Source organism: Micromonospora sp. NPDC051300 (assembly GCF_044455315.1).
GTDB lineage: Bacteria > Actinomycetota > Actinomycetes > Mycobacteriales > Micromonosporaceae > Micromonospora > Micromonospora robiginosa.
The window spans coordinates 46,559-69,150 of sequence record NZ_JBITEP010000007.1; the positions used below are offsets into that span (position 1 = coordinate 46,559).

16 protein-coding genes are annotated in these 22,592 nt (G+C 73.7%); 9 read left to right on the top strand and 7 right to left on the bottom strand.

The genetic code is table 11. From position 1 onward, the window contains the following. Positions 1-5: 5 nt before the first annotated feature. From ACIA5A_RS10110 to wecB, 4 genes are all read right to left on the bottom strand, one after another. Positions 6-1,337 (bottom strand): lipopolysaccharide biosynthesis protein, encoded by a 1,332-nt coding sequence (locus ACIA5A_RS10110; RefSeq protein ID WP_396758952.1) that lies wholly within the window; start codon positions 1,335-1,337, stop codon positions 6-8. A gap of 40 nt (positions 1,338-1,377) precedes the next feature. Further along, entirely contained in the window at positions 1,378-2,796 is a 1,419-nt protein-coding gene (locus tag ACIA5A_RS10115) for an O-antigen polymerase (protein ID WP_396758955.1), read from the bottom strand. 106 nt (positions 2,797-2,902) lie between these two features. Continuing rightward, positions 2,903-4,891 carry an acyltransferase family protein gene (locus ACIA5A_RS10120; RefSeq protein WP_396758958.1) on the bottom strand — a complete coding sequence of 663 codons (1,989 nt, stop codon included), beginning with the start codon at positions 4,889-4,891 and terminating at the stop codon, positions 2,903-2,905. 148 nt (positions 4,892-5,039) lie between these two features. Further along, positions 5,040-6,176: a non-hydrolyzing UDP-N-acetylglucosamine 2-epimerase gene (wecB, locus tag ACIA5A_RS10125; RefSeq protein WP_396758961.1), complete on the bottom strand. Its 1,137-nt coding sequence runs from the start codon at positions 6,174-6,176 to the stop codon at positions 5,040-5,042. Positions 6,177-6,346: 170 nt separating this feature from the next. On the opposite strand from wecB, the gene ACIA5A_RS10130 reads away from it, so the two are divergent. Next, positions 6,347-7,276, top strand: coding sequence for an NAD(+)/NADH kinase (locus tag ACIA5A_RS10130; protein WP_396758964.1), 930 nt, complete (start codon positions 6,347-6,349; stop codon positions 7,274-7,276). 4 nt (positions 7,277-7,280) lie between these two features. Here the strand turns inward: ACIA5A_RS10130 and pgm are convergent, their stop codons facing one another. Next, the gene (gene pgm / locus ACIA5A_RS10135) at positions 7,281-8,921 is read right to left on the bottom strand and encodes a phosphoglucomutase (alpha-D-glucose-1,6-bisphosphate-dependent) (protein WP_396758967.1); all 1,641 of its coding nucleotides are present in this window, start codon (positions 8,919-8,921) and stop codon (positions 7,281-7,283) included. A 33-nt stretch (positions 8,922-8,954) separates the two neighbouring features. Beyond that, positions 8,955-10,187 (bottom strand): glucose-1-phosphate adenylyltransferase, encoded by a 1,233-nt coding sequence (gene glgC / locus ACIA5A_RS10140; RefSeq protein WP_181567599.1) that lies wholly within the window; start codon positions 10,185-10,187, stop codon positions 8,955-8,957. A 93-nt stretch (positions 10,188-10,280) separates the two neighbouring features. Between glgC and glgA the strand changes: the two genes are divergently transcribed. The 5 genes from glgA to ACIA5A_RS10165 all read left to right on the top strand — a co-directional run bounded on the left by glgA (position 10,281) and on the right by ACIA5A_RS10165 (position 18,145). Continuing rightward, positions 10,281-11,486 carry a glycogen synthase gene (glgA, locus tag ACIA5A_RS10145; protein ID WP_396758971.1) on the top strand — a complete coding sequence of 402 codons (1,206 nt, stop codon included), beginning with the start codon at positions 10,281-10,283 and terminating at the stop codon, positions 11,484-11,486. A 70-nt stretch (positions 11,487-11,556) separates the two neighbouring features. Next, entirely contained in the window at positions 11,557-12,321 is a 765-nt protein-coding gene (locus ACIA5A_RS10150) for a class I SAM-dependent methyltransferase (RefSeq protein WP_396758974.1), read from the top strand. A gap of 229 nt (positions 12,322-12,550) precedes the next feature. Then, positions 12,551-14,647, top strand: a complete 2,097-nt coding sequence (locus ACIA5A_RS10155) for a maltotransferase domain-containing protein (RefSeq protein ID WP_396758977.1) — start codon at positions 12,551-12,553, stop codon at positions 14,645-14,647. Then, the gene (gene glgB, locus ACIA5A_RS10160; RefSeq protein WP_396758980.1) at positions 14,635-16,737 is read left to right on the top strand and encodes a 1,4-alpha-glucan branching protein GlgB; all 2,103 of its coding nucleotides are present in this window, start codon (positions 14,635-14,637) and stop codon (positions 16,735-16,737) included. The genes ACIA5A_RS10155 and glgB overlap by 13 nt, the downstream gene beginning before the upstream one ends. A 253-nt stretch (positions 16,738-16,990) precedes the next feature. Beyond that, positions 16,991-18,145, top strand: a complete 1,155-nt coding sequence (locus ACIA5A_RS10165; protein ID WP_396758983.1) for a hypothetical protein — start codon at positions 16,991-16,993, stop codon at positions 18,143-18,145. A 122-nt stretch (positions 18,146-18,267) separates the two neighbouring features. On the opposite strand, the gene ACIA5A_RS10170 is transcribed toward ACIA5A_RS10165, so the two are convergent. Continuing rightward, a complete protein-coding gene (locus ACIA5A_RS10170) occupies positions 18,268-19,386 on the bottom strand; it encodes an App1 family protein (protein ID WP_396758986.1) in 1,119 nt (372 codons plus the stop codon). Here ACIA5A_RS10170 and ACIA5A_RS10175 point away from each other — a divergent pair. The 3 genes from ACIA5A_RS10175 to ACIA5A_RS10185 all read left to right on the top strand — a co-directional run bounded on the left by ACIA5A_RS10175 (position 19,385) and on the right by ACIA5A_RS10185 (position 22,587). Further along, complete coding sequence (locus tag ACIA5A_RS10175; protein WP_396758989.1) at positions 19,385-21,016, top strand: hypothetical protein; 1,632 nt, start codon at positions 19,385-19,387, stop codon at positions 21,014-21,016. The two genes, ACIA5A_RS10170 and ACIA5A_RS10175, sit on opposite strands and share 2 nt — an antisense overlap. A 16-nt stretch (positions 21,017-21,032) precedes the next feature. Next, entirely contained in the window at positions 21,033-21,836 is an 804-nt protein-coding gene (yaaA, locus tag ACIA5A_RS10180) for a peroxide stress protein YaaA (RefSeq protein WP_396758991.1), read from the top strand. 97 nt (positions 21,837-21,933) lie between these two features. Beyond that, positions 21,934-22,587 (top strand): hypothetical protein, encoded by a 654-nt coding sequence (locus tag ACIA5A_RS10185; protein WP_396758994.1) that lies wholly within the window; start codon positions 21,934-21,936, stop codon positions 22,585-22,587. Positions 22,588-22,592 lie beyond the last annotated feature (5 nt).

Below are 22,592 nucleotides of genomic sequence, written 5' to 3' on the forward strand. Positions count from 1 at the left end.
GGCGCTCAGCCGACGCCCGTGGGCACGCCGGCCGGCCGCGCCACGGCCGTGCCCGCGCCACGGGTACGGGCGGTCACCGCGTAGCGCGCGGCGAGCCAGCAGATCAGGTAGCAGAGCGCCGAGGAGAGCCCGAACGCCCACACCGCCGTCCGGTCCGAGCAGCCCGTCAGGGCGGCCACCGCCACCGCGGCGGAGACCACCACGACGCGCCCGGCGTCCCAGGCGAACTGCATCCCCTGGCGCTCCAGGACGATGAGCGTCTGCGACAGCGGCGCGGCGACGAACTGGGTGGCCATGCTCAGCGCCAACGCCTGGGCGTAGCTGCCGCTGGTGCCCCACCGCTCACCGAAGACCAGCGCGAACGCCTGCGGCCCGGTGAGCAGCACCGCGAGGCCACCGAGCACGGCGGCCAGGCCCAGGCTGCGGCTGCCGCGTCGGAAAATCCGCCGCGCCCGCTCCGGGTCGTCGCGGGCCGAGCGCGAGAACTCGGCCAGGTACACCTGCGCCACGGCCGCCCCGATCAGCGCCGCGGGCACCGCGAGCACCCGCTGGGTCAGCCCCAGCCAGCCGGCCACCTCGGTCCCGTACCAGTAGGCGATCAGCAGCACCGGCAACTGGCCGCCGAGGATGTTCAGCAGCCCGGACGGGGCCAGCAGCAGCGGGAACCGCCGGTAGGCCACCGCGCACCGCCGCAGCCGGGCCGGCGCCAGGCCGGCGCGGCCGTCGGCCCCGCCCAACCCCAACGTGCGGGCCAGGCTGACCGCCGCCACCGCCTGTCCCGCGCCGTAGCCCATGATCATGCCGCCCGACGTGGCGCCGGCCGCCCCGGCGGCCACCTGGACCGTCACCATCGCCGACGCCTGGTAGAGGTTCCGCCGGCCGATCGACGCGTACCGCCGGTTGCGCGCGGCGAACTGGCTGAACACCACCACGGCGGCGCCCAGCGCGGCGATCCAGGGCACCGCCCACAGCCAGGGCCGCAGGCCCGGCTCGTGGAACGACTCCGCGATCCACCCGCCGGACAGGGCCACCACCGCGGTGCCCAGCACCGCCGTGCCCGCGGCGGCGAGCAGGCCGAGGAAGACCAACGAGTACGCGTCGGACTCGGCGCGCGGCAGCGGCACCGCCAACTCGAAGCGCAGCGCCGCCACCGTGCTCACCGTCGCCGCCAACGTGGAGACGATGGTGAACATGCCGAACGCGGCCGGGTCGTAGAGCCGGGACAGCAGCGGGGCCGCCGCCAACGCCAGCACCTGCCCGCAGAACGTGCCGAAGACGATGCTCAGCAACCCCCGGCTGCTGACCGTCAGCCGGGCCCGCAGCGCGCTGGGCAGCACGTCGCCTCCCCGATCGTCCGTACCGCCGCCGGCCGCCCGGTCACCTCCCGGTCCCGGCCGCCGAGGCGCCGACCGCCGCCCCGACCGGCCGGGCGGGGACCTGGCCGTGCCGGGCGTCGGGCGGGCTGAACACCACGGGCGTGGACCGGGGCCGGGCCTCGACGACCGGCGCCGCCGCCCGCGCCCGGACCCGGTTCCACCGGGCGCCCCACCACCAGAGCCCGAGATAGGCGACCAGGCCCAGGTTCAGCAGCGCGTCCGGCCCGGCCACCGCCCAGGTCCCGACGGTGGCGGTGACGCCCGCGTACCCGAGGAGTTCGAGCGTGTTGTAGCTGGGCCGCCGCAACGCCTGGAACGTCAGCATCTGGAGCCCGAAGCCGAGGGCCGCGGCGAACGCCAGCACCCCGAGGGTGCCGAAGTTGTAGTGCACCGACCCCCACAGCGACGGCGGCGAGGTGCCCATCGTCGAGACGTAGAGCGTCGCGAAGATCTCGTTCGCCAGCGTGCTCCCCCGGTTGCCGGGCAGGACCCCCAGCAGGCTCTGCAGCCAGTCCGCGCCGTTCTGCACCGGCAGCGGGTGGGTGTAGCGGAAGCCGGCCAGGCCGGAGAGCTGGTTGTCGTTGAAGAACCGCCGGTACAGGTCGCCGGTGACGGCGGCCAGCTGACTGTCCGAGCCGCGGGTGCCGCGACCCAGCGCGTACGTGGCCAGCAGCGCGAACGGGATCCCCATGGCCGGCAGCAGCAGCGCCCAGCGGGACATCCGGCGCCGGTTGACCAGCAGGACGTAGACCGCCAGCGTGATCAGGAAGAGGAAGAAGGCCCCGCGCTGGCCGTTGCCGAGCAGGCCGAAGACCGCGACCCCGGCGAGCGCCACGCCGGCCAGTCGGGCGCGCAGCCCGGAGCGGGTGAACACCCAGGTGAGGATCACGACGACCAGGCCGGGGAAGATGACGTTCTTGAACTGGTTGGCGTAGCCCGGGAAGAGATAGGTGTCGCCGGCGTACGAGTCGAGTCGCAGCGTCGCCATGTCCTTGGGGTCGCCGGCCAGTTGACCCCGCAGGCCCTCCAGGAACGCGCTGTAGCCGACCGCCTGGAAGTAGAGCAGCACCAGGGCCAGCGCGACCACGGCGGGCAGCACGATCCGCCAGGTCGGGCGGAGCACCTCCACCCGGTACGCCCGCCGCGCCGGCCGGTCCGCGCGCGGCTGCCCGCCCTGGGTGCGCAGCGCGAGGTAGGTGACGCCGCTGGCCACCATGTAGACCATCACCGCGGCGGTGATCAGTTGCAGGTAGGTGACGTCCACCGGAGAGCTGGCGTCGACCAGCTTCGCGGTGCCGAACACCATCAGGAGCTGGGTGCAGACGAACAGCCCGTCCGGGGTCAGCAGGCCGTAGTGCCGGACCGCGACCAGGTAGTGCACCACGGCCATGAGCAGCGCGGGAATGGTTATCCACATCATTCGGGTGCGGTCCGTTTCTTCAGCCGAGCGCGGCGCCCCGGGGGGCGAGGCGCGGTCCGACGAGGTCGTGGGGACGGCGACGCGGTGAGGCGCCCGGTCGCGGCGTTCACAGCGCGCCCGCGGGCCGGACGTGCGCGGCGACGTACTGGTCCAGGGGCTCCCGGAGCCAGGTGGTGACCTCCGGGCTGAGATGATGCCTGTCGATGTAGACCAGGATGTCGCCGATGATCGCCGGGCAGATCCGCGGACCGCAGATGTGGTCGTTCAGGTCCAGGTACCGGCCGCCCCGGCGCTGGACCAGCGCCGCCTCGGCCCGGGTGAACGGCAGGTTGATCCCGGTGGAGCGCTGGACCGCGCAGGCGGTCGCGTCGGACAGGTGCGCGGACAGGCAGACCGGCACGTCCCCGTCGGCGTACGGGGTGTCGGCAAGCACCGTCACGTTGCGCACCGGGCCGAGCCGGTCGAACATCACGTTCATCCCGGCCCACCACTTGTCGTCCGGCACCCGGTCGCGGCCGGTGGCGTTGGTGCCGTTGGCCACCAGCACCAGCGCCGGCTTCTCGGCCACGATCCGCGCGATCGCCCGGTGCCGCCACTGCGTGCACTCCCAGTAGTCGCGCAGGAAGAACGAGGTGTACTTGGTGACCTCGGCGGTCGGGCACCCGGACTTGGTCAGCGACACCAGCCGCAGGCCGCGCGCCTCCGCGATGGCTCGCAGCGGCGGGAACCACTGGGCCGCGTGCGAGTCGCCGAACAGCACGACGGTCTGCGCCGCGTCCGGCTTGCCGTAGACGCAGTCGTGCACCTCCACGTCCCGGAAGCCGCTGTGGCAGCCGTCGCGGAAGACCACCGGGAAGTCGTCGCCCGCCCGGCGCAGCGGCGGGCGCAGGTTGTCCGGCACGTACGTGGTCCAGCGGTCCGGCTCGGCGCCCGTCTGCGCGCCGGCCAGGGCGACGGTCTGCGCGGGGCGGTCCAGGTGCAGCGCGGGCGGCACCGCGAGCAGCAACGCCAGGCCGGCCGCGCCGACGGTCGCCGCCGCACCGAAACCGACGGTACGGCGGGGCCGGCGGGACAGCCACGCCTGGTGGCGCAGCGGCTGTTCGACGAAGAGGTAGGTGAGCCAGGCGGCCAGCACGGTCGCCGCGAGCACGCCCAGCCGGGCGGCCCAGGACAGGGGACCGTCGTGCGCGGCCTCGGCCAGCACCAGGAACGGCCAGTGCCACAGGTAGATCGAGTAGGACAGCGCGCCCAGCAGGGTGAGCCCGCGCCAGCCCAGCACCGCCTGCAACGGGCCCCGGCCGACGCAGCCCGACGCGATCAGCGCCACCGCGCCGCCGACCGGCACGGCGGCGGCCCAGCCGGGGAAGTCGAGGCGCCCGGCGAGCAGCGAGGGCGTCACCAGGACGACGGCCAGGCCGAGCAGCCCGACCACCTGGCCGGCCGGGCGGCCGGCGGCCCGGGCGCCGCCGCCGAGGGTGAGGGCGACCAGCCCGCCGGCCGCGAGTTCCCAGGCCCGGGTGGGCAGCCCGAAGAACGCCCACGGCTGGGCGTCGACGGTCACCACGACGCAGAGCGCGAACGACCCGACCGCCACCGCGCCGACGGCGATCCGGCCGGCCGTGCGGGCGTCGGTGAGCCGCCGCAGCAGCAGCGTGGCGCCGATCAGGAGCGCGGGCCAGACCAAGTAGAACTGCTCCTCCACGGCCAACGACCAGTACTGCTGGTAGGGCGACGCCGCCAGGTGGCCCTGGAGGTAGTCGGTGTTGCGGACCGCGAACCAGTAGTTGGACAGGTAGGAGAGCGTGGCCAGCACGTCCCGGCGCAGGTCGAGCAGGGACAGCGGCGGCAGGACGAGGCGGGCCAGCGCGAAGGTCGCGACCGCGACCAGCGCCGCGGCCGGCAGCAGGCGCCGGATCCGGCGGGCGTAGAAGGTGGCGAGCGAGATCCGACCGGTCTGGACCAGCTCCCGGGTGAGCAACCCGGTGATGAGGTAGCCGGAGATCACGAAGAAGACGTCGACCCCGACGAAGCCGCCGGCGAAACCCGGCATGCCGACGTGGTAGAGCACCACCATGGTGACCGCGAGGCCGCGCATGCCTTCGATGTCGGGCCGGAAAGAGCCCGATCGGGGCTGCCTCACCTGCACGTCGACCTCCTGACGGGCGCGTGGACCGCCCACTTCGGGCATGAGGTTAGAGCTAGTTCGAGACGTTCGTCCCGCGATTGGTAATTTTCTCCGGTGACTACGCCTCGCCGGGACGCCGGATGCCGGCCCAGGCGTGGTGGCGGCGGACCGTGGAGAGGACGAAGTCGACCACCCGGCGGGAGGTGTCCGGCACCCGGTAGTCGGCGGGACACGGCACCCCCGCCTCACCCACCTGGTCGACCGCCACCCGGACCGCCTCCACCACGCCTCGCGGGTCGAGGCCGGTCATGATGATGCCGCCGGCGTCCAACGCCTCCGGACGCTCGATCGACTCGCGCAGCGTGACGGCCGGGAAGCCGAGGATCGCCGCCTCCTCGCTGATCGTGCCGCTGTCCGACAGCGTGCACCGGGCGGCGGTCTGCAGGCGTACGTAGTCGAACAGGCCGAACGGCTCGTGGAAGGCGATGCCCTCCAACGCGGAGTCGGCGACGGTGAGCGCCTCCAGGGCCTTGCGGGTGCGGGGGTGGGTGGACACCAGCAGCGGCAGGCCCCACTCGTCCCGGACCGCGCGCAGGCAGTCGAGCAGGCGGTGCAGCCGTTCCGGCCGGTCCACGTTCTCCTCGCGGTGGGCGCTCACCACGAAATAGCCGCCCGGGGACAGCTCCAACTGGTCGAGCACGGTGGAGCGGGCGATGTCGGCCCGGTAGTGCTCCAGCACCTCCCGCATCGGCGAGCCGATGTGCAGGATCCGCCGCGCGTGCAGCCCCTCGGCCAGCAGGTTGCGCCGGGCGTGCTCGGTGTAGACCAGGTTGAAGTCGGCCACGTGGTCCACCAGCCGCCGGTTGGTCTCCTCCGGCACGTTCAGGTCGAAGCAGCGGTTGCCCGCCTCCAGGTGGTAGACCGGCACCCGCATCCGCCGGGCCATCAACGCGGCGATGCAGCTGTTGGTGTCGCCGAGCACCAGCAGCGCGTCCGGCCGGTACGCCGTGATCGCCTCCTCCACCCCGACCAGGACGCCACCGAGCACCCGGCCCAGCGAGGCGGTGTCGACGCCGAGGAACCGGTCCGGCTGGCGCAGCCGCAGCTCGTCGAAGAAGACGTCGGACAGGGCCGGGTCCCAGTTCTGCCCGGTGTGCACCAGCACGTGGTCCACGGTCCGGTCCAGCCGGTCCATCACCCGGGACAACCGGATGATCTCCGGCCGGGTGCCGACCACCGTCATGACGCGGGTCATGGCCCGTCCTCTCGCATCTCCGCCGGCGTCGGGACGCCGGCGCGCCGCCGCGCCCGAACGCGCCACGGGATCTCCCCAGGAGCAACGAGACGGCCTTACGGGAGGTTGTGCCGGCACGCCCATCCGGCACTCGACGCGCGGGCGGGCCGGCGATGTGGTGAGCTGTACCCGTGGCGGGTTACGTGTTCGGGCTGGTGCTGCACCCCACCCGGGACGTGGCCGAGGTGGTCGGGATCATCGCGGACTGGGCCGGCCGGCACGGCAAGACCCTCGCCGTACGCGAGGAGGACCGGCACCGGGTGCCGGCCTCGGTGGAGGCGGTGCCGGGCGGCGAGCTGGCCGCCCGCTGCGACGCGCTGATCAGCATCGGCGGGGACGGCACCATGCTCGGCGCGCTGCGGATGGCGGTGCGGGACCCGAAACCCGTGCTCGGGGTGCACCTGGGCCGGGTGGGCTTCCTGGTCGAGGTGCAGCCGCCGGACCTGCCCCGGGCGTTGGAGCGGCTGGTGGCGCACGACTTCACCGTCGAGTCGCACGCCTGTCTGGCCTGCGACGTGTGCGGCGACGACGTGGTGGCGTTCAACGACATCGCGCTGGTCCGCCAACCCGGGGCCGGCTTCGTCACCGCCACCCTGGCCGTGGACGGCCAGCAGTACGGCTACTACCGGTGCGACGCGCTGGTGGTGAGCACGCCGACCGGCTCCACCGCGTACAGCTACGCCGCCGGCGGCCCGCTGATCTCGCCGGCGACGGAGGCGCTCGTGGTGACGCCGTCGGCCCCGATGGCCGGGATCTCCCGCTCGGTGCTGCTCTCCCCGCACGAGAGCGTGCACCTGGAGCTGCGCCCGGACTCGGCGCCGGTGGCGGTGGAGATGGACGGGCTGTTGATCCGGGAGGCGGCGACAGGTGGTTCGGTGCACGTGCGCTACGTCCGCGACGCCGGCCAGGTGGTCCGCCTCGACCCGCGCCGCTACCAGGAACGCAACCAGCTCAAGCTGAGCCTGCTGGACCTGCCGCTGCTGCCCGACCAGCTCCGCGAGCTGCTGCCGGACGGGTTGCGGGAGCAGCTCAACCGCCGTGAGCTGCCCCCGCCCCGGTGACGCGTCAGCCGCCGAGCACGCCGTCGACCAGCGACTTGGCCTCCTCCTGGATCCGGGCCAGGTGCTCCGGACCCTGGAACGACTCGGCGTAGATCTTGTAGACGTCCTCGGTGCCGGACGGGCGGGCGGCGAACCAGCCCGACTCGGTGGTCACCTTCAGCCCGCCGATCGCGGCGCCGTTGCCCGGCGCGCTGGTCAGCACCGCGGTGATCGGCTCGCCGGCCAACTCGGTCGCGCTCACCTGCTCCGGCGACAGCTTCGCCAGCACCGCCTTCTCCTCCCGCCCGGCCGGCGCGTCGATCCGCGCGTAGGCGGGCGCGCCGAACTTCTCGGCCAGCTCGGCCCAGTGCTCGCTCGGCGTCCGCCCGGTGGTGGCGATGATCTCGGCGGCGAGCAGGCAGAGCAGGATGCCGTCCTTGTCGGTGGTCCAGGTGCTGCCGTCGCGGCGCAGGAAGGACGCGCCGGCGCTCTCCTCGCCGCCGAAGCCCACCGAGCCGTCGAGCAGGCCGGGCACGAACCACTTGAACCCCACCGGCACCTCCAGCAGGGTCCGGCCCAGGTCGGCCGCGACGCGGTCGATCATCGAGGAGGAGACGAGCGTCTTGCCCACCGCCGCGGCCGGGCTCCACCGGTCCCGGGTACGGAACAGGTGGCCGATCGCCACCGCCAGGTAGTGGTTGGGGTTCATCAGCCCGCCGTCGGGGGTGACGATGCCGTGCCGGTCGGCGTCGGCGTCGTTGCCGGTGGAGACCTGGAACCTGTCGCGGGCGGCGATCAGCGAGGCCATCGCGTTCGGCGAGGAGCAGTCCATCCGGATCTTGCCGTCGCCGTCGAGGGTCATGAACCGCCAGGTCGGGTCCACCTCCGGGTTGATCACCGTGAGGTCGAGGCGGTGCCGCTCGGCGATCTCCCCCCAGTACGCCACGCTCGCCCCGCCCATCGGGTCGGCGCCGATGCGCACCCCGGCGTCCCGGATCGCGTCGATGTCCAGCGCGGCGGGCAGGTCGTCGACGTAGCGGGCGAGGAAGTCGTACTCCCCGGTGGTGTCCGCGGCGCGCGCCCGCGCGTACGGTATGCGCTTCACCTCCTTGAGCCCGGCAGCGAGGATGGCGTTCGCGCGGTCCTGGATCCACTTCGTGACGTCGGTGTCGGCGGGCCCGCCGTTGGTGGGGTTGTACTTGAACCCGCCGTCCGACGGCGGGTTGTGCGACGGGGTGATCACGACGCCGTCGGCGAGCCCGGAGGTGCGGCCCCGGTTGTGGGTGAGGATGGCGTGCGAGGCCGCCGGGGTGGGGGTGTAGCCGTCGCGGCTGTCGCGCAGCACGGTGACGCCGTTGGCGGCGAGCACCTCCAGCGCGTCGGCCTCGGCCGGCGCGGAGAGCGCGTGGGTGTCCCGGGCCAGGAACAGCGGCCCGTCCACCCCCCGCTCCCGCCGGTAGTCGCAGAGCGCCTGGGTCACCGCGAGGATGTGGTCGGAGTTGAACGCGTTGCGCAGGCTCGACCCGCGGTGCCCGGAGGTGCCGAAGGAGACCTGCTGCGCCGGGTCGCTCGGGTCCGGGTGCTCGGCGTAGTAGGCGGTGACCAGCCGGGGCACGTCGACCAGGTCGGCGGGCTCGGCGGGCTGCCCGGCACGGGGGTGGGCCACTGCGGGATCCTCCTCGGAAGTGGGGTGGGCCGGTCAGGGCTCGACGCGCTGACCCTTGCCGATGACGACGATGCCGTTGTCGGACACGGTGTAGCGCTGGCGGTCCTTCTCCAGGTCGACGCCGATCTCGGCGCCCTCCGGAACGTAGACGTTCTTGTCCAGGATGGCCCGCCGGACGACCGCGTGCCGGCCGATCTCGACACCCTCCATCAGCACCGCGCCGTCGACGTGCGCCCAGGAGTGCACCTTGACCTTGGGCGAGACGATCGAGTTCTCCACCAGCGAGCCGGAGATCACCGCCCCGGGCGAGACCATCGAGCCGACCGCCCGTCCCACCCGCTCGCCCCACTGGTGGACGAACTTGGCCGGCGGGTACGGCGGCTGGTCGGTGTAGATCGGCCAGTCGAAGTTGTAGAGGTTGAACACCGGGTGCACGTTGATCAGATCCATGTGCGCGTCGTAGAACGAGTCGAGCGTCCCCACGTCGCGCCAGTAGCCGCGGTCGCGGTCGGTGCTGCCCGGCACGTCGTTGTCCTTGAAGTCGTAGACGTTCGCCTCGCCGCGCTCGACCAGCATCGGGATGATGCTGCCGCCCATGTCGTGCTTGCTGGTCTTGTCCTCCGCGTCGCGCTCGACCGCCTCGCAGAGCGCCCGGGTGCTGAACACGTAGTTGCCCATCGAGGCGTAGATCTCGCCGGGCGAGTCGGGCAGACCCACCGCGTCGGTGGGCTTCTCCCGGAACGCGCGGATCCGCTTGCCGTCCTCGCCGACCTCGATCACGCCGAACTGGTCGGCCATCGACAGCGGCTGGCGGATGCCGGCCACGGTCACCCCCGCGCCGGAGGCGATGTGGTCCTCCACCATCTGCCGGGGGTCCATCCGGTAGATGTGGTCCGCGCCGAAGACGATCACGTGGTCCGGCTGCTCGTCGTTGATCAGGTTGAAGCTCTGGTAGATCGCGTCGGCCGAGCCGGCGAACCACCACGGGCCGCGACGCTGCTGCGCCGGCACCGGCGTGACGTAGTTGCCGAGCAGCGTCGACATCCGCCAGGTCTTGGTGATGTGACGGTCCAGCGAGTGGGACTTGTACTGGGTCAGCACGACGATCTTGAGAAAGCCGGCGTTCGCCAGGTTGGAGAGGACGAAGTCGACCATGCGGTACATCCCGCCGAAGGGGACGGCCGGCTTCGCCCGGTCGGTGGTCAGGGGCATGAGGCGCTTGCCCTCCCCGCCGGCCAGGACGATCGCGAGCACCTTGGCAGCCATGGTCAGACGCTATCCACCCCGACGCGACTTCACCACTCGGACGGCACACTTGCGCGCCCGGTGCGATCCGGCGCTCTGCACTAGGGTGCGGGCATGGCACCGTTGCGCGTCGACCTGCTCACCCGTGAATACCCGCCGGAGGTCTACGGCGGCGCCGGGGTGCACGTGGAATACCTGGCCCGGGAGCTGCGCCGGCTCGCCGAGGTGCGGGTGCACTGCTTCGGCGCGCCGCGCGACTCCCCGGGCGTCACCGCGTACCCCGAACCGGCCGGGCTGGCCGGCGCGAACCCCGCGCTGCGGGTGATGGGCGTCGACCTGGAGATGGCCGCCGGCACCGCCGGCACCGACGTGGTGCACAGCCACACCTGGTACGCGAACCTGGCCGGGCACACCGCGAAGCTGCTGCACGGGGTGCCGCACGTGGTGAGCGCGCACAGCCTGGAGCCGCTGCGCCCGTGGAAGGCCGAGCAGCTCGGCGGCGGCTACGCGCTCTCCTCCTGGTGCGAGCGGACCGCGTTCGAGGCCGCCGACGCGATCATCGCGGTGAGCGCGGGCATGCGCCGCGACGTGCTCACCGCCTACCCGCAGGTGAACCCGGACCGGGTCCGGGTGGTCTACAACGGCATCGACACCGCGCAGTACGCCCCGGACCCGGGCACCGACGTGCTCGACCGGCTCGGCATCGACCCGGCCCGCCCCAGCGTGGTCTACGTCGGGCGGATCACCCGGCAGAAGGGCCTGCCCTACCTGCTGCGGGCGGCCCGGGAGCTGCCCGCCGACACCCAGCTGGTGCTGCTGGCCGGCGCGCCGGACACCCCGGAGATCGGCGCGGAGGTCGAGGAGTTGGCCGCGGAGCTGCGGGCGACGCGCTCCGGCGTGGTCTGGGTGGCGGCGATGCTGCCCAAGCACGAGGTGATCCAGGTGCTCACCCACGCCACGATCTTCGTCTGCCCCTCCGTCTACGAGCCGATGGGCATCGTCAACCTGGAGGCGATGGCCTGCGAGACCGCGGTGGTGGCCACCGCCACCGGCGGCATCCCCGAGGTGGTCGCCGACGGCGAGACCGGGCTGCTGGTGCCGATCGAGCAGGCCGGCGACGGCTCCGGCACGCCGCTGGACCCGGAGCGTTTCGTGGCCGACCTGGCCGCCCGGATGAACGAGCTGCTGGCCGACCCGGCGCGGATCGCCGCGTTCGGCGCGGCCGGCCGCCGGCGCGCGGTGGAGCACTTCTCCTGGACCGCCATCGCCGACCAGACGCTCGCCGTCTACGACTCGGTGAAAGGCGGGGCCCCCGCTTAACGCCTCCGGTAGAGGCGGGGCCCCCTTTTAACAGGTGTCGCCCGCCCAGCGCGGTGGATAGGGTCCCCGGATGCCCGATGCGATCTTCGCCCATCCGCGCCTCGCGCCGGTCTACGACACCTTCGACGACGACCGCGACGACCTGGCCGCCTACCTCGCGATCGCCGGCGAGCTGGGCGCGCGCACGGTGCTCGACGTGGGCTGCGGGACCGGATCGCTGGCGGTCCTGCTCGCCCGGCACGGTCACACCGTCGTCGGCGTCGACCCGGCCGAGGCGTCCCTCGACGTCGCGCGGGCCAAGCACGCGGCGCGGGCCAAGGAGGCGGCAACGGCCGCGGACGGGGCCGTCGAGGTCCACTGGCTCCACGGCGACGCCACGACGCTCCCGGCGCTCGACGCCGACCTGGCCACCATGACCGGGAACGTCGCGCAGGTCTTCCTGACCGACACCGACTGGGCCCGGACGCTCCAGGGCATCCGCGCCGCGCTCCGCCCGGGCGGCCACCTCGTCTTCGAGACCCGACGCCCCGAACACCGCGCCTGGGAGGAGTGGGCGGCGGACACCGGCCCGGTCACCCGGGACGTGCCGGGCGTCGGACGAGTGGAGCGGCGGTCCCGGGTCACCGCGATCGACCTGCCACTGGTCTCCTTCCGCTTCACCTACCGGTTCCTCGCCGACGGGGCGGTGGTCACGTCGGACTCGACGCTGCGGTTCCGCGAGCGCGACGAGGTCGAGTCGAGCCTGACCGCGAACGGCTACCGGGTGCTCGACGTACGGCAGGCGCCCGACCGCCCCGGCCGGGAGTTCGTGTTCGTCGCGCAGCGGACGAGCTAGGCGCGGAGGTCGGAGCGCTGCGAGCAGCACCGCGCGAACGCACCGCTCGGTGGAACGCCATAGGTGCCTCGGCCGCCGTGTGACACCCACAGCGTTCCACCCGTCACGACTCTCGTGGGGCGGCCGGCGGATCTTGGCGGGGACGAGCAGGGGCTGGCGCGTGGGCGCGATCCGGTGCATCGCAGGGCGCTGCCGAGCGCGAGAGGATCTCGCGCAGTAGGTTGGGCGGGTGACTGGACGGTTCCCGATCGAAGACGTCTCCCCCGTCGTCGCCTGCGGTCGCTACCCGGCCAAGGCGGTGGTCGGCGAGGTCGTACCGGTGTCGGCCCGGGCCTACCGCGAGGGCCACGACGCGCTCGGCTGCAACGTGGTCTGGCTCGGCCCGGACGGCGCGGCCCGCCCGTTCACCCGGATGCGCCCCGGCGAGCCGGGGCAGGACCGCTGGCACGCCACCATCACCCCGGACGTGGTAGGCGAGTGGCGGTTCACCGTCGAGGCGTTCCAGGACCCCTACCTCACCTGGCAGAACGCGGTGACCAAAAAGCTCGCCGCGGGCCAGGGCCCGGCCGAGCTGGCCAACGACCTGGCCGAGGGCGCGCGGGTGCTGACCGCCGCGCTCGACCTGGTGCCGAAGGCCGACCGCGATCGGGTACGCGAGGCCGCGCGCGCGCTGACCGACGACGCCGAGAGCCTGCCGCGTCGGGTCAGCGCGGCGCTCGACCTGGCTGACCTGCTCTGGGAGCACCCGGTGCGTGAGCTGGTCACCACCGGCGACGAGCGCGTCCTGTGGGTGGACCGGCCCCGCGCGCTCTTCTCCGCCTGGTACGAGTTCTTCCCCCGCTCCGAGGGCGCGATCCCGGCCACCGTCGACGCGCCGGCCCGCTCCGGCACGTTCGTCACCGCGCTGGACCGCCTGCCCGGCGTCGCCGCGATGGGCTTCGACGTGCTCTACCTGCCGCCGATCCACCCGATCGGCCGGGTGAACCGCAAGGGCCGCAACAACTCGCTCACCGCCGGGCCGGACGACGTCGGCTCGCCGTGGGCGATCGGCGCGGACGAGGGCGGCCACGACGCCATCCACCCCGACCTGGGTACGCCGGCGGACTTCCGCGACTTCGTCGCCGCCGCCGCCGAGCAGGGCCTGGAGGTGGCGATGGACCTGGCGTTGCAGTGCGCGCCGGACCACCCATGGGTGACCGAGCACCCGGAGTGGTTCACCACCCGGGCCGACGGCAGCATCGCGTACGCGGAGAACCCGCCGAAGAAATACCAGGACATCTATCCGCTGAACTTCGACAACGACCCGGAGGGCATCCGCGCCGAGGTGCTGCGGGTGGTCCTGCACTGGGTCGGCGAGGGCGTGAAGATCTTCCGGGTCGACAACCCGCACACCAAGCCGTTCGACTTCTGGCACTGGCTGATCGCCGAGGTGAAGAGCGTCGATCCGGACGTGCTGTTCCTCGCCGAGGCGTTCACCCGCCCGGCGATCATGCACGGGCTCGGCAAGATCGGCTTCACCCAGTCGTACACCTATTTCACCTGGCGCACGACGGCGGCCGAGATGCGGGAGTACTGCGAGGAGCTGGTCGCCTCCGCCGACTGGATGCGCCCGAACTTCTGGCCCAACACGCCGGACATCCTGCACTCGTCGTTGCAGCACGGCGGGCCGCCGATGTTCAAGATCCGGGCGGTGCTGGCCGCGCTGCTCTCCCCCTCCTGGGGCATGTACGCGGGCTTCGAGCTGTTCGAGCACGTCGCCCGCCCCGGCGCCGAGGAGTACCTGGACAACGAGAAGTACGAGCTGCGCCCCCGCGACTGGGACGCCGCGCTGGCGCGCGGGCGGTCGCTGGCGCCGTTCGTCACCACGCTCAACCGGGTCCGCCACGACAACCCGGCCCTGCACCAGTTGCGCAACCTGCGCTTCCACGACATCGACAACCCGGCGCTGCTGTGCTGGTCGAAGCACGACCCGCAGACCGGCAACACGGTGATCGTGGTTTGCTCGTTCGACTCCCGCACCGTCCAGTGGGGCAACACCACGCTGGACATGCCGGCGCTCGGCTTCGACTGGCACGAGCGGTTCACCGTGCGCGACGAGCTGACCGGCACGGAGTACGACTGGGGGCAGCGCAACGCGGTGCGCCTCGACCCGTACCTGCAACCGGCGCACGTGCTCACGGTGCGCCGACCGGCGCCGCCCGCCGCCGACGAGCCGGCCCACCCGGCCGCGCCCGACCTGACCGTCGAGGACGTACCCGCCGAGCTGTCCGGCGGCACCGCACCGACCGCACCGGCCGAGAAGGACGACGCACGATGGACCAGTTGATCGCCGGTGAGGCGTACGACCCGCACGCCGTGCTCGGCGCGCACCCGGCCGGCGGGAGCACCACGATCCGCACGCTGCGCCGGGGCGCCGGCGAGGTGACGCTGCTGGTCGACGGCGAGCGGCACCCGATGAAGCGGGTGCACGACGCCGGCGTGTTCGAGGCGGTGCTCCCCGGCGAGGTGACCGACTACCGGGTCGAGGTGGACGGCGCGACGCTCGACGACCCGTACCGTTATCCGCCCACGCTCGGCGAGCTGGACCTGCACCTGATCGGCGAGGGCCGGCACGAGCGGCTCTGGGCCGCGCTCGGCGCGCGGGTCTTCGACGAGGGCGTGGCGTTCACCGTGTGGGCGCCCAACGCGCGCGCCGTGCGGCTGGTCGGCGACGCCACCGGCTGGGGGCCGGACGACGGCTGGCCGATGCGCTCGCTCGGCTCCAGCGGGGTGTGGGAGATCTTCGTGCCCGGCGCGCCGGCCGGCAGCCGCTACAAGTACCGCATCCTCGGCGCCGACGGGGGGTGGCGGGACAAGGCCGACCCGATGGCCACCCGCACCGAGGTGCCGCCGGCCACCGCGTCGGTGGTGCACGACTCCCGGTACGAGTGGGGCGACGCGGGCTGGCTGGAGCGCCGGGCGACGCGGCGGCCGCACGAGGAGCCGATGAGCGTCTACGAGGTGCACCTGGGTTCGTGGCGCCCCGGCCTCGGCTATCGCGAGCTGGCCGAGCAGTTGACCGCGTACGTCACCGAGATGGGCTTCACCCACGTGGAGCTCCTGCCGGTGATGGAGCACCCGTACGGCGGCTCGTGGGGCTACCAGGTCACCGGCTACTACGCGCCCACCGCGCGGTTCGGGGATCCGGACGACTTCCGCCACCTGGTCGACCGGCTGCACGCCGCCGGCATCGGAGTGATCCTCGACTGGGTGCCGGCGCACTTCCCCAAGGACGAGTGGGCGCTGGCCCGCTTCGACGGCACCCCGCTCTACGAGCACCCAGACCCGCGTCGCGGCGAGCACCCCGACTGGGGCACGTACGTCTTCGACTTCGGCCGCAACGAGGTGCGCAACTTCCTGGTCGCCAACGCGCTCTACTGGCTCGACGAGTTCCACGTCGACGGGCTGCGGGTCGACGCGGTCGCCTCGATGCTCTACCTCGACTACTCCCGCGACGACGGGCAGTGGGCCCCGAACGTGCACGGCGGCCGGGAGAACCTGGAGGCCATCGCGCTGCTCCAGGAGGTCAACGCCACCGTCTACCGGCACCACCCGGGCGTGCTCATGGTCGCCGAGGAGTCCACCGCCTGGCCGGGTGTCACCCGGCCGACCTCCGACGGCGGGCTCGGCTTCGGGTTCAAGTGGAACATGGGCTGGATGCACGACACCCTGCTCTACACCTCGAAGGACCCGATCTACCGCCAGCACCACCACCACCAGCTCACGTTCTCCCTGGCGTACGCCTGGAGCGAGAACTACGTGCTGCCGATCAGCCACGACGAGGTGGTGCACGGCAAGGGCTCCCTCGCCGGCAAGATGCCCGGCGACACCTGGCAGCGGCTGGCGACGGTGCGGGCGCTGCTGGCGTACATGTGGGCGCACCCCGGCAAGCAGTTGCTCTTCATGGGCTGCGAGCTGGCCGACGACCGGGAGTGGAGCGAGGAACGCGGCCTCGACTGGTACCTGACCCACGACCCGGCCCGCGCCGGCGTGCAGCGGCTGGTCGCCGACCTGAACCGCGCCTACCGGGCCACCCCGGCGCTCTGGGCGCAGGACACCGACCCGGCGGGCTTCCGCTGGATCGCCGGCGACGACGTCGCCAACAACACGGTGTCGTTCATCCGGATCGCCCCCGACGGCCGGACGCTCGTGTGCGTGGCGAACTTCTCCGCCGGGCCGCTGGAGGACTACCGGATCGGCCTGCCGGCCGGCGGGACGTGGACCGAGGCGCTGAACACCGACGCCCACCACTACGGCGGGTCCGGGGTGGGCAACCTCGGCGCGGTGCACGCGGAGAACGTGCCGTGGCACGGCATGCCGGCGTCCGTGGCGCTGCGGGTGCCGCCGCTGGGCGTGCTCTGGCTCCGCCAGGACTGACACGCTCCGTCATCTCGGCTCGACGGCACATCACTTTTGGCCGGTATACCTCTGAGGCATAATTATGCCTCAGAGGTATACCGCTCATGTCGAGCCTCTTCTTCTCCCATGTCACTCTGCGTGACGCAACTCGCGGTTCTCGCTCACCCTCCGGCGACACCGGCCGTCCCCGTGAACCCACGGCGGCCGGCTCGCCGTACTCCTGGACGGATGCCGGGTGGTGGCCGTGTGACGACGAGGCGGAGGAGCTTCGATGACGAGACGCAGGAACACAACCGGTAGACGCGGGGCGCCGGCCCACTCCCGGAACCGGAAGATCGCCGGCGGGGTGGCGCTGGCGGTCACCGCCGGTGCGGCGTTCGCGGTGGCCACCGGCACCGGCCAGGCGGCGGAGAACTGCGCCGGCCTGGACAACGCGCTACGGACCAACCTGACCGTGCTCGCGGACCAGCGCCGCAACCCGGGTGCCGGGTCGGCCGACCGGATCGCCGACCGGACGGCGGTCGTCGACCAGATCCGGCGGCACCGCTCCGCGGCCGGATGCGCCGGCACGGTCGAGGTGGCCGGCGCCGCCTGCCCGGCCGTGCCGTGGGACCAGGCGATGGCGGTCGAGTTGGACCGGGCGTGGGCGGTCACCGAGCAGATGGCCGGCGAGCGCTCCGGCCGGTTGACCGACCCCCGGTCGACCGAGACCCGCGTGCAACGGCTGAGCGCCATCGTCGGCGGCATCCGGGGGATCGCCCAGGGCGCCCAACGCGCCCAGGCCGGCGCCCCCGGCACGGGGAACGCGGGAGTTACCGGAGCAGAGGCCCCAGCCGCCGGCGGTGCCGGCCGGGCCGTGGGCATCATCAACGCCGTTGGCGGCCTGATCGGGCAGATCGCCGGGATCGTGCAGGCCGCCCGCGCCGCCCGGCAGGCGAAGCAGCCGGGCGGCCAACAGACCGACCCCGGCCAGGACGTCCCGCCGGGCGAGGCCGGCCAGCAGAACGCGGATCCCCAGGCCGGCACGGGCAACCAGAACGGCGCGAACGACCAGGCCGGAACGGGCGATCAGCCGGGCGAAGCGGCTGCCGGCGAGCAGGCCGGTGACGCCGGGAACCGGGTAGCGCAGCGCATTCGGCAGATCAGGGCCCGGATCCAGCAGCTACGCGCGCTCATCCAACAGATCCGCGCCGCCCGGCAAGCCACCCGCGATCAGGCCGACGGCCGGGACCAGACCGACCCGGCGGAGCGAGCCGACGGCCAGGACCAGACCGTGCCGGCCGGACAACCGGGTGCCGGCAACAGCGAAATGACGGGCCAGGACCAGGGCACCGGACCAACCCGGCGCGCGACCCGATCCACCCAGGCCCAGGTGTACCAGGTGGCCGACCCCCGGATTCCCGGCTGCGCCCCCGTCCCCCGCTGACGCAACCGCACCCACCCCGCCCCCGGCGTCGATCATGAAGTTGACGGCGTCACAGGAGATCAACAACGCCGTCAACTTCATGATCGATCCGGGCGGGGGGTGGGGGCGGGGGGGTTGGGGGGTCAGACCAGGTCGGCTTCGCGGAGGAGCTTCCACAGGCCGGCGCCGTCGGGGGCGCTCAGCCACTTCTGGCCGACGGGGCCGGACGAGGAGCGGCCCGCCGGGGCGGGCAGGCTGCCGGCGAGCACCGACTGGGTCGGTGACAGGCGCCGGATCGCCACGCCGGCCACGTTGTCCGGGTGGGCGGCGGCGAACTCCCGGTAGATCTCCTGGTCGTGCTGCCCGTCGTCGCCGATGAGCAGCCAGCGCACCTCGGGGAACTCCCGGGCCAGCCGGGCCAGGGTGGCGCGCTTGTGCTCGCGCCCGCTGCGGAACCAGCGGTCGGCGGTCGGCCCCCAGTCGGTGAGCAGCAGCGGCCCGGCCGGGTAGAGGTGCCGGGACAGGAACCGGGTCAGCGTCGGCGCGACGTTCCACGCGCCGGTGGAGAGGTAGAAGACCGGCGCGCCCGGGTGGGCGGTGGCCAGGCGCTCGTAGAGCACCGCCATGCCGGGCACGGCGTTGCGGGCGTGCTCGTCCAGGACGAACGTGTTCCACGCGGCGAGCATCGGCCGGGGCAGCGCGGTCACCATGACCGTGTCGTCGATGTCGGAGAGGACGCCGAACCGCACGGTCGGGTCGAGGATGCGGATCAGCGCCTCGACCGGCTCGGCGTCGGCCACGGCCAGGCGTACGCAGCCCCAGCCGGGGGTGAAGTCACCCTCGACGACGGTGTCCACGAAGCCGCTGCGGTCCGCGGTGACCTCCTGGCGGTCGCCGTTGACCTCGATGGTGACCCGGGCGTGCTTGGCCGGCAGGGTGGCGAAGCTGCGCCAGCCGCGTACCTTCTCCAGCCGGCCGCGTCGGGTGTCGGGGCGGCCGAGCAGCACCCGGCAGAGCACCCGCGCCCAGCCGGGCGCGCCGTAGCCCGCGTACGCGATGATGTTGGGCTGCCACCCGGTGCGCCGCAGCCGGCGTTCCACCAGGCCGTGCAGCGCGTCCTCGATGCGCGCGGCCCGGTGCAGTTGGGGCACGGCGAGCTGGTCCGGTGGTGTCGGTGGCACGTAGCAACCCTGCCACAACCGACGGGGCCCGGCCACGCGAGTGATCTGGACCGATCCGCCCCGGAGCCCGGTGACCGGCATGTCACACTGCGTTCGCAGGCGACGACGGGGGCGTGGGGTCGTGGCGACAGCGTGGCGCAACCCGGACCGCCCGGCGGTGGCGGCGTTGCTGCTCGGCGCGGCAGGGGTCGGTTACCGGCTGGTGCTGACGCTGCTCACGGTGCCCGCCTCGAACAGCGACGAGGCGACGTTCGGCCTGGCCGCGCTGCACATCGCCGGCGGCCACGAGCGGCCGGTCTTCCTTTACGGGCAGCGCTACATGGGCGTGCTGGAGTCCTATCTGGCCGCGCCGCTGGTGGGCGTCGGCGGGGCGAGCTGGCCGCTGCTGCGGCTGCCGCTACTGGCGCTGTACGCGGTCTTCCTGTGGCTGGCGTACCGGTTGACCCGCCGGCTCTTCTCCGGATGGCTGGCCGTGGTCGTGGTGGGCCTGCTGGCACTCGGGTCGGAGCGGGTGGTCCGCGACCAGCTCACCGTGGTCGGCGGCCGACCCGAGGTCAAGCCCGCGGTGCTGGCAATGCTGCTGATCGCGGTGGCGCTCGGCGAGCGGCGGGTCCGCCACCGTTGGGTCGCCACCGGCGCGTTCGGGCTGCTCGCCGGCCTGGCGCTCTGGTCGGACTGGCTGATCGCGCCCTACCTGCTGGTGGCCGTGGTGGCGCTGGTGCTGGCCGCCCCGCGGGACCTGGTCGGCTGGCCGGGCGTGCTGCTGGTGGCCGGTTTCCTGGTCGGGATCGCGCCGGTGGTGAAGGACAACGTCGTCGCGCCGCCCGGGCAGGACTCGCTGTCGGTGTTCCGGGAGATCAGCACGAAGGAGGGGGTGGCCCCGTCGGTGGCCGAGCGGCTGCACGGCGGGCTGCTGGAGGGGCCGCCGCTGGCCTCCGGGCTGTGCCCGATGGACGGCTGCGCCGGCTGGGCCCGCTGGTTCGGCGTGCTCTACCCGGTGCTGCTGGTGGTCGCCGCCGGGCTCGGCGTGGTCGCGTACCGCCGGGCCGTGGACCCGGCCACGCGGGTCCGGGCCGTGGCGATCCTCGCCCTGGTCGCCGGCGCGGCGGGGACGCTGCTGGCGTACGTGCGCAGCCCGCTCGCCGCGACCGACCCGCTGGGCAACGCCCGCTACCTGTCGGTGTTGCAGATCTCGCTGCCGGCGGTGCTGTGGCCGCTGTGGCTGGCCGCCGTCCACGCGACGCGGGCCACCGCGTCCCGCGCGGCCCGGCTGCGGGGCGTCGCCGCGTCCGCCGTGCTGGCCGGGCTGACCGCCGCCACGCTGGCCGGCACGGCGGCGTTCCTGGCCGGCGTGCCGGGGGTGCGGGCCGAGGAACGGTCCGCCCGCCGGCTCGCCGACGCGGTGCTGGGGGCCGGCCTGCACGAGGTGTACGGGGACTACTGGACCTGCAACCGGCTGATCTTCAACACCGGCGAGGCGGTGGCCTGCGGGGTGCTGGACGGCAACCTGACACCGGGGCAGAACCGCTATCCGGCGTACTGGCGGCGGGTCGCGCAGGCGGTTCGACCCGGGTACGTGGTGGCGGTCGGCTCGCCTGCGGAACGCGGGCTGCGGCGGCTGCTGGGCGACCGGGCCGACGCGGCGGTGGTCGCCGAGGTCGGCGGGAGTCGCGTGTACCACCCGGAACACGCCGTGCGGCCGTGGCGCTGACCCCGGCCCGTACGCTGTGCCGGTGCTCATCCTGCTCCCCCCGTCCGAGGGCAAGGCCGAGGCCGGCACCGGCCGCCGGCTGGACCTGTCGAAGCTGTCGCTGCCGGAGTTGACCCCGGCCCGGGAGGCGGCGCTGGCCGCGCTCGTCGACCTCTGCGCCGGCCCGGACGAGTCGGCGGCCCGCGACGCGCTGGGTCTGAGCGAGGGGCAGCGCGGCGAGCTGCGTCGCAACGCGCGGCTGCGGGTGGCGGCCACCGCGCCGGCCGGGCGGCTCTACACCGGGGTGCTCTACGAGGCGCTCGACCTGGCCACACTCCCCCCGGCGGCGGAACGGGCCGCCCGGCGGTCGGTGCTGATCAGCTCCGGGCTGTGGGGCGCGGTCCGCCTCACCGACCGGGTGCCCCCGTACCGCTGCCCGATCGGGGCGCGGCTGCCAGGCGTCGGGGCGCTGTCGGCGTACTGGCGCGCGGCGCTGGAACCGGCGGTGACCGCGGCGGCGGGCAGCGGTCCCGTGCTGGACCTGCGCTCCGGGGCGTACGCGGCCACCTGGGCGCCGCGCGGTGCGGTCGCCGAGCGCACGGTGACCGTGCGGGTGCTGCACGAGCGGACCGTCGACGGGGCGCCGGTGCGGTCGGTGGTGAGCCACTTCAACAAGGCGACCAAGGGCCGGCTGGTGCGGGACCTGCTCCTCGCCGGTGCCCGCCCCCGCACCGCCGGGGCGCTGGTGGGGGCCCTGCGCGACCTGAAGTACACGGTCGAGGAGGCGCCCCGGTCGGCCGGTCGGCCCCGGCAGGTCGACCTGGTCGTCACCGACCTCTGAGCGCAAGTTTTGCTCAAGGCTCGGGCGCAGCGGTTCCCCGGCCCGGCGTGGCAGGCCACGGTAGAGGCACCACCTCGCCGACCAAGGAGCTGTGCCGATGCTCTCCGAGCCCACCACGCTGCTCGACCGGCCCCGCCCGTCGTCGCCGGCCCCACCGCTGGACTGGCTGACCCTGGCCGACGCGTTCGAGGTGGCCTGCCTGGTGCGCTGCATGCCGCCGCCGGCCGCCGGCGTCCGCCGGCTCGACGTCGGCCCGGACCGGGGCGGGGTCGCCGAGTTCAACCGGGAGGACGCGGCGCGCCGAATGCGGCAGTTGCTGCGCCGGCTCGACGTGCCGGTGGAGCACGAGCTGACCACGGGCGGCCTGCGCCGCCGCTACGAACTGCACCGGCTGTCGGTCGCCCGGGAGCACCGCGCGGCGTACGCGAACCTGCTGGCGGCCGGCTGGCGGCAGGGCCGCCGGGAGTTGCTCGGCGGGCCGGTGCCCGGCGCCTCGACGGCGCGCCGGCTCTGGCGGCCCCGGCTCGCGGCCTCGGCCTGGCGGGCGGCGCTGCTCGCCGGCGGCCGGCACGTACGCCGGCACTGTCTCGGCATCCGGCTGGCCGACCGGGACCTGGCGGCGGTGCTGGTGCGTGGCGCGGCGCTTCTGGAGGTGCCGGCGGTGCTGCGGCCCGGGTCGGGCTGTTTCCTGGTCAGCGTGCCCAACGGCGAGCACCGGGCCCGGATCACCGAGAGCGCCACGCTGGGCTGACCGCA

Coding starts and splice junctions, on each gene's coding strand:
- ACIA5A_RS10115 (WP_396758955.1), bottom strand. CDS start 2,796: ATGATGTGGATAACCATTCCCGCGCTGCTCATGGCCGTGGTGCACTAC.
- ACIA5A_RS10120 (WP_396758958.1), bottom strand. CDS start 4,891: ATGCGCGGCCTCGCGGTCACCATGGTGGTGCTCTACCACGTCGGCATG.
- wecB (WP_396758961.1), bottom strand. CDS start 6,176: ATGACCCGCGTCATGACGGTGGTCGGCACCCGGCCGGAGATCATCCGG.
- glgC (WP_181567599.1), bottom strand. CDS start 10,187: ATGGCTGCCAAGGTGCTCGCGATCGTCCTGGCCGGCGGGGAGGGCAAG.
- glgA (WP_396758971.1), top strand. CDS start 10,281: ATGGCACCGTTGCGCGTCGACCTGCTCACCCGTGAATACCCGCCGGAG.
- ACIA5A_RS10150 (WP_396758974.1), top strand. CDS start 11,557: ATGCCCGATGCGATCTTCGCCCATCCGCGCCTCGCGCCGGTCTACGAC.
- glgB (WP_396758980.1), top strand. CDS start 14,635: ATGGACCAGTTGATCGCCGGTGAGGCGTACGACCCGCACGCCGTGCTC.
- ACIA5A_RS10165 (WP_396758983.1), top strand. CDS start 16,991: ATGACGAGACGCAGGAACACAACCGGTAGACGCGGGGCGCCGGCCCAC.
- ACIA5A_RS10175 (WP_396758989.1), top strand. CDS start 19,385: ATGTCACACTGCGTTCGCAGGCGACGACGGGGGCGTGGGGTCGTGGCG.
- ACIA5A_RS10170 (WP_396758986.1), bottom strand. CDS start 19,386: ATGCCGGTCACCGGGCTCCGGGGCGGATCGGTCCAGATCACTCGCGTG.
- ACIA5A_RS10185 (WP_396758994.1), top strand. CDS start 21,934: ATGCTCTCCGAGCCCACCACGCTGCTCGACCGGCCCCGCCCGTCGTCG.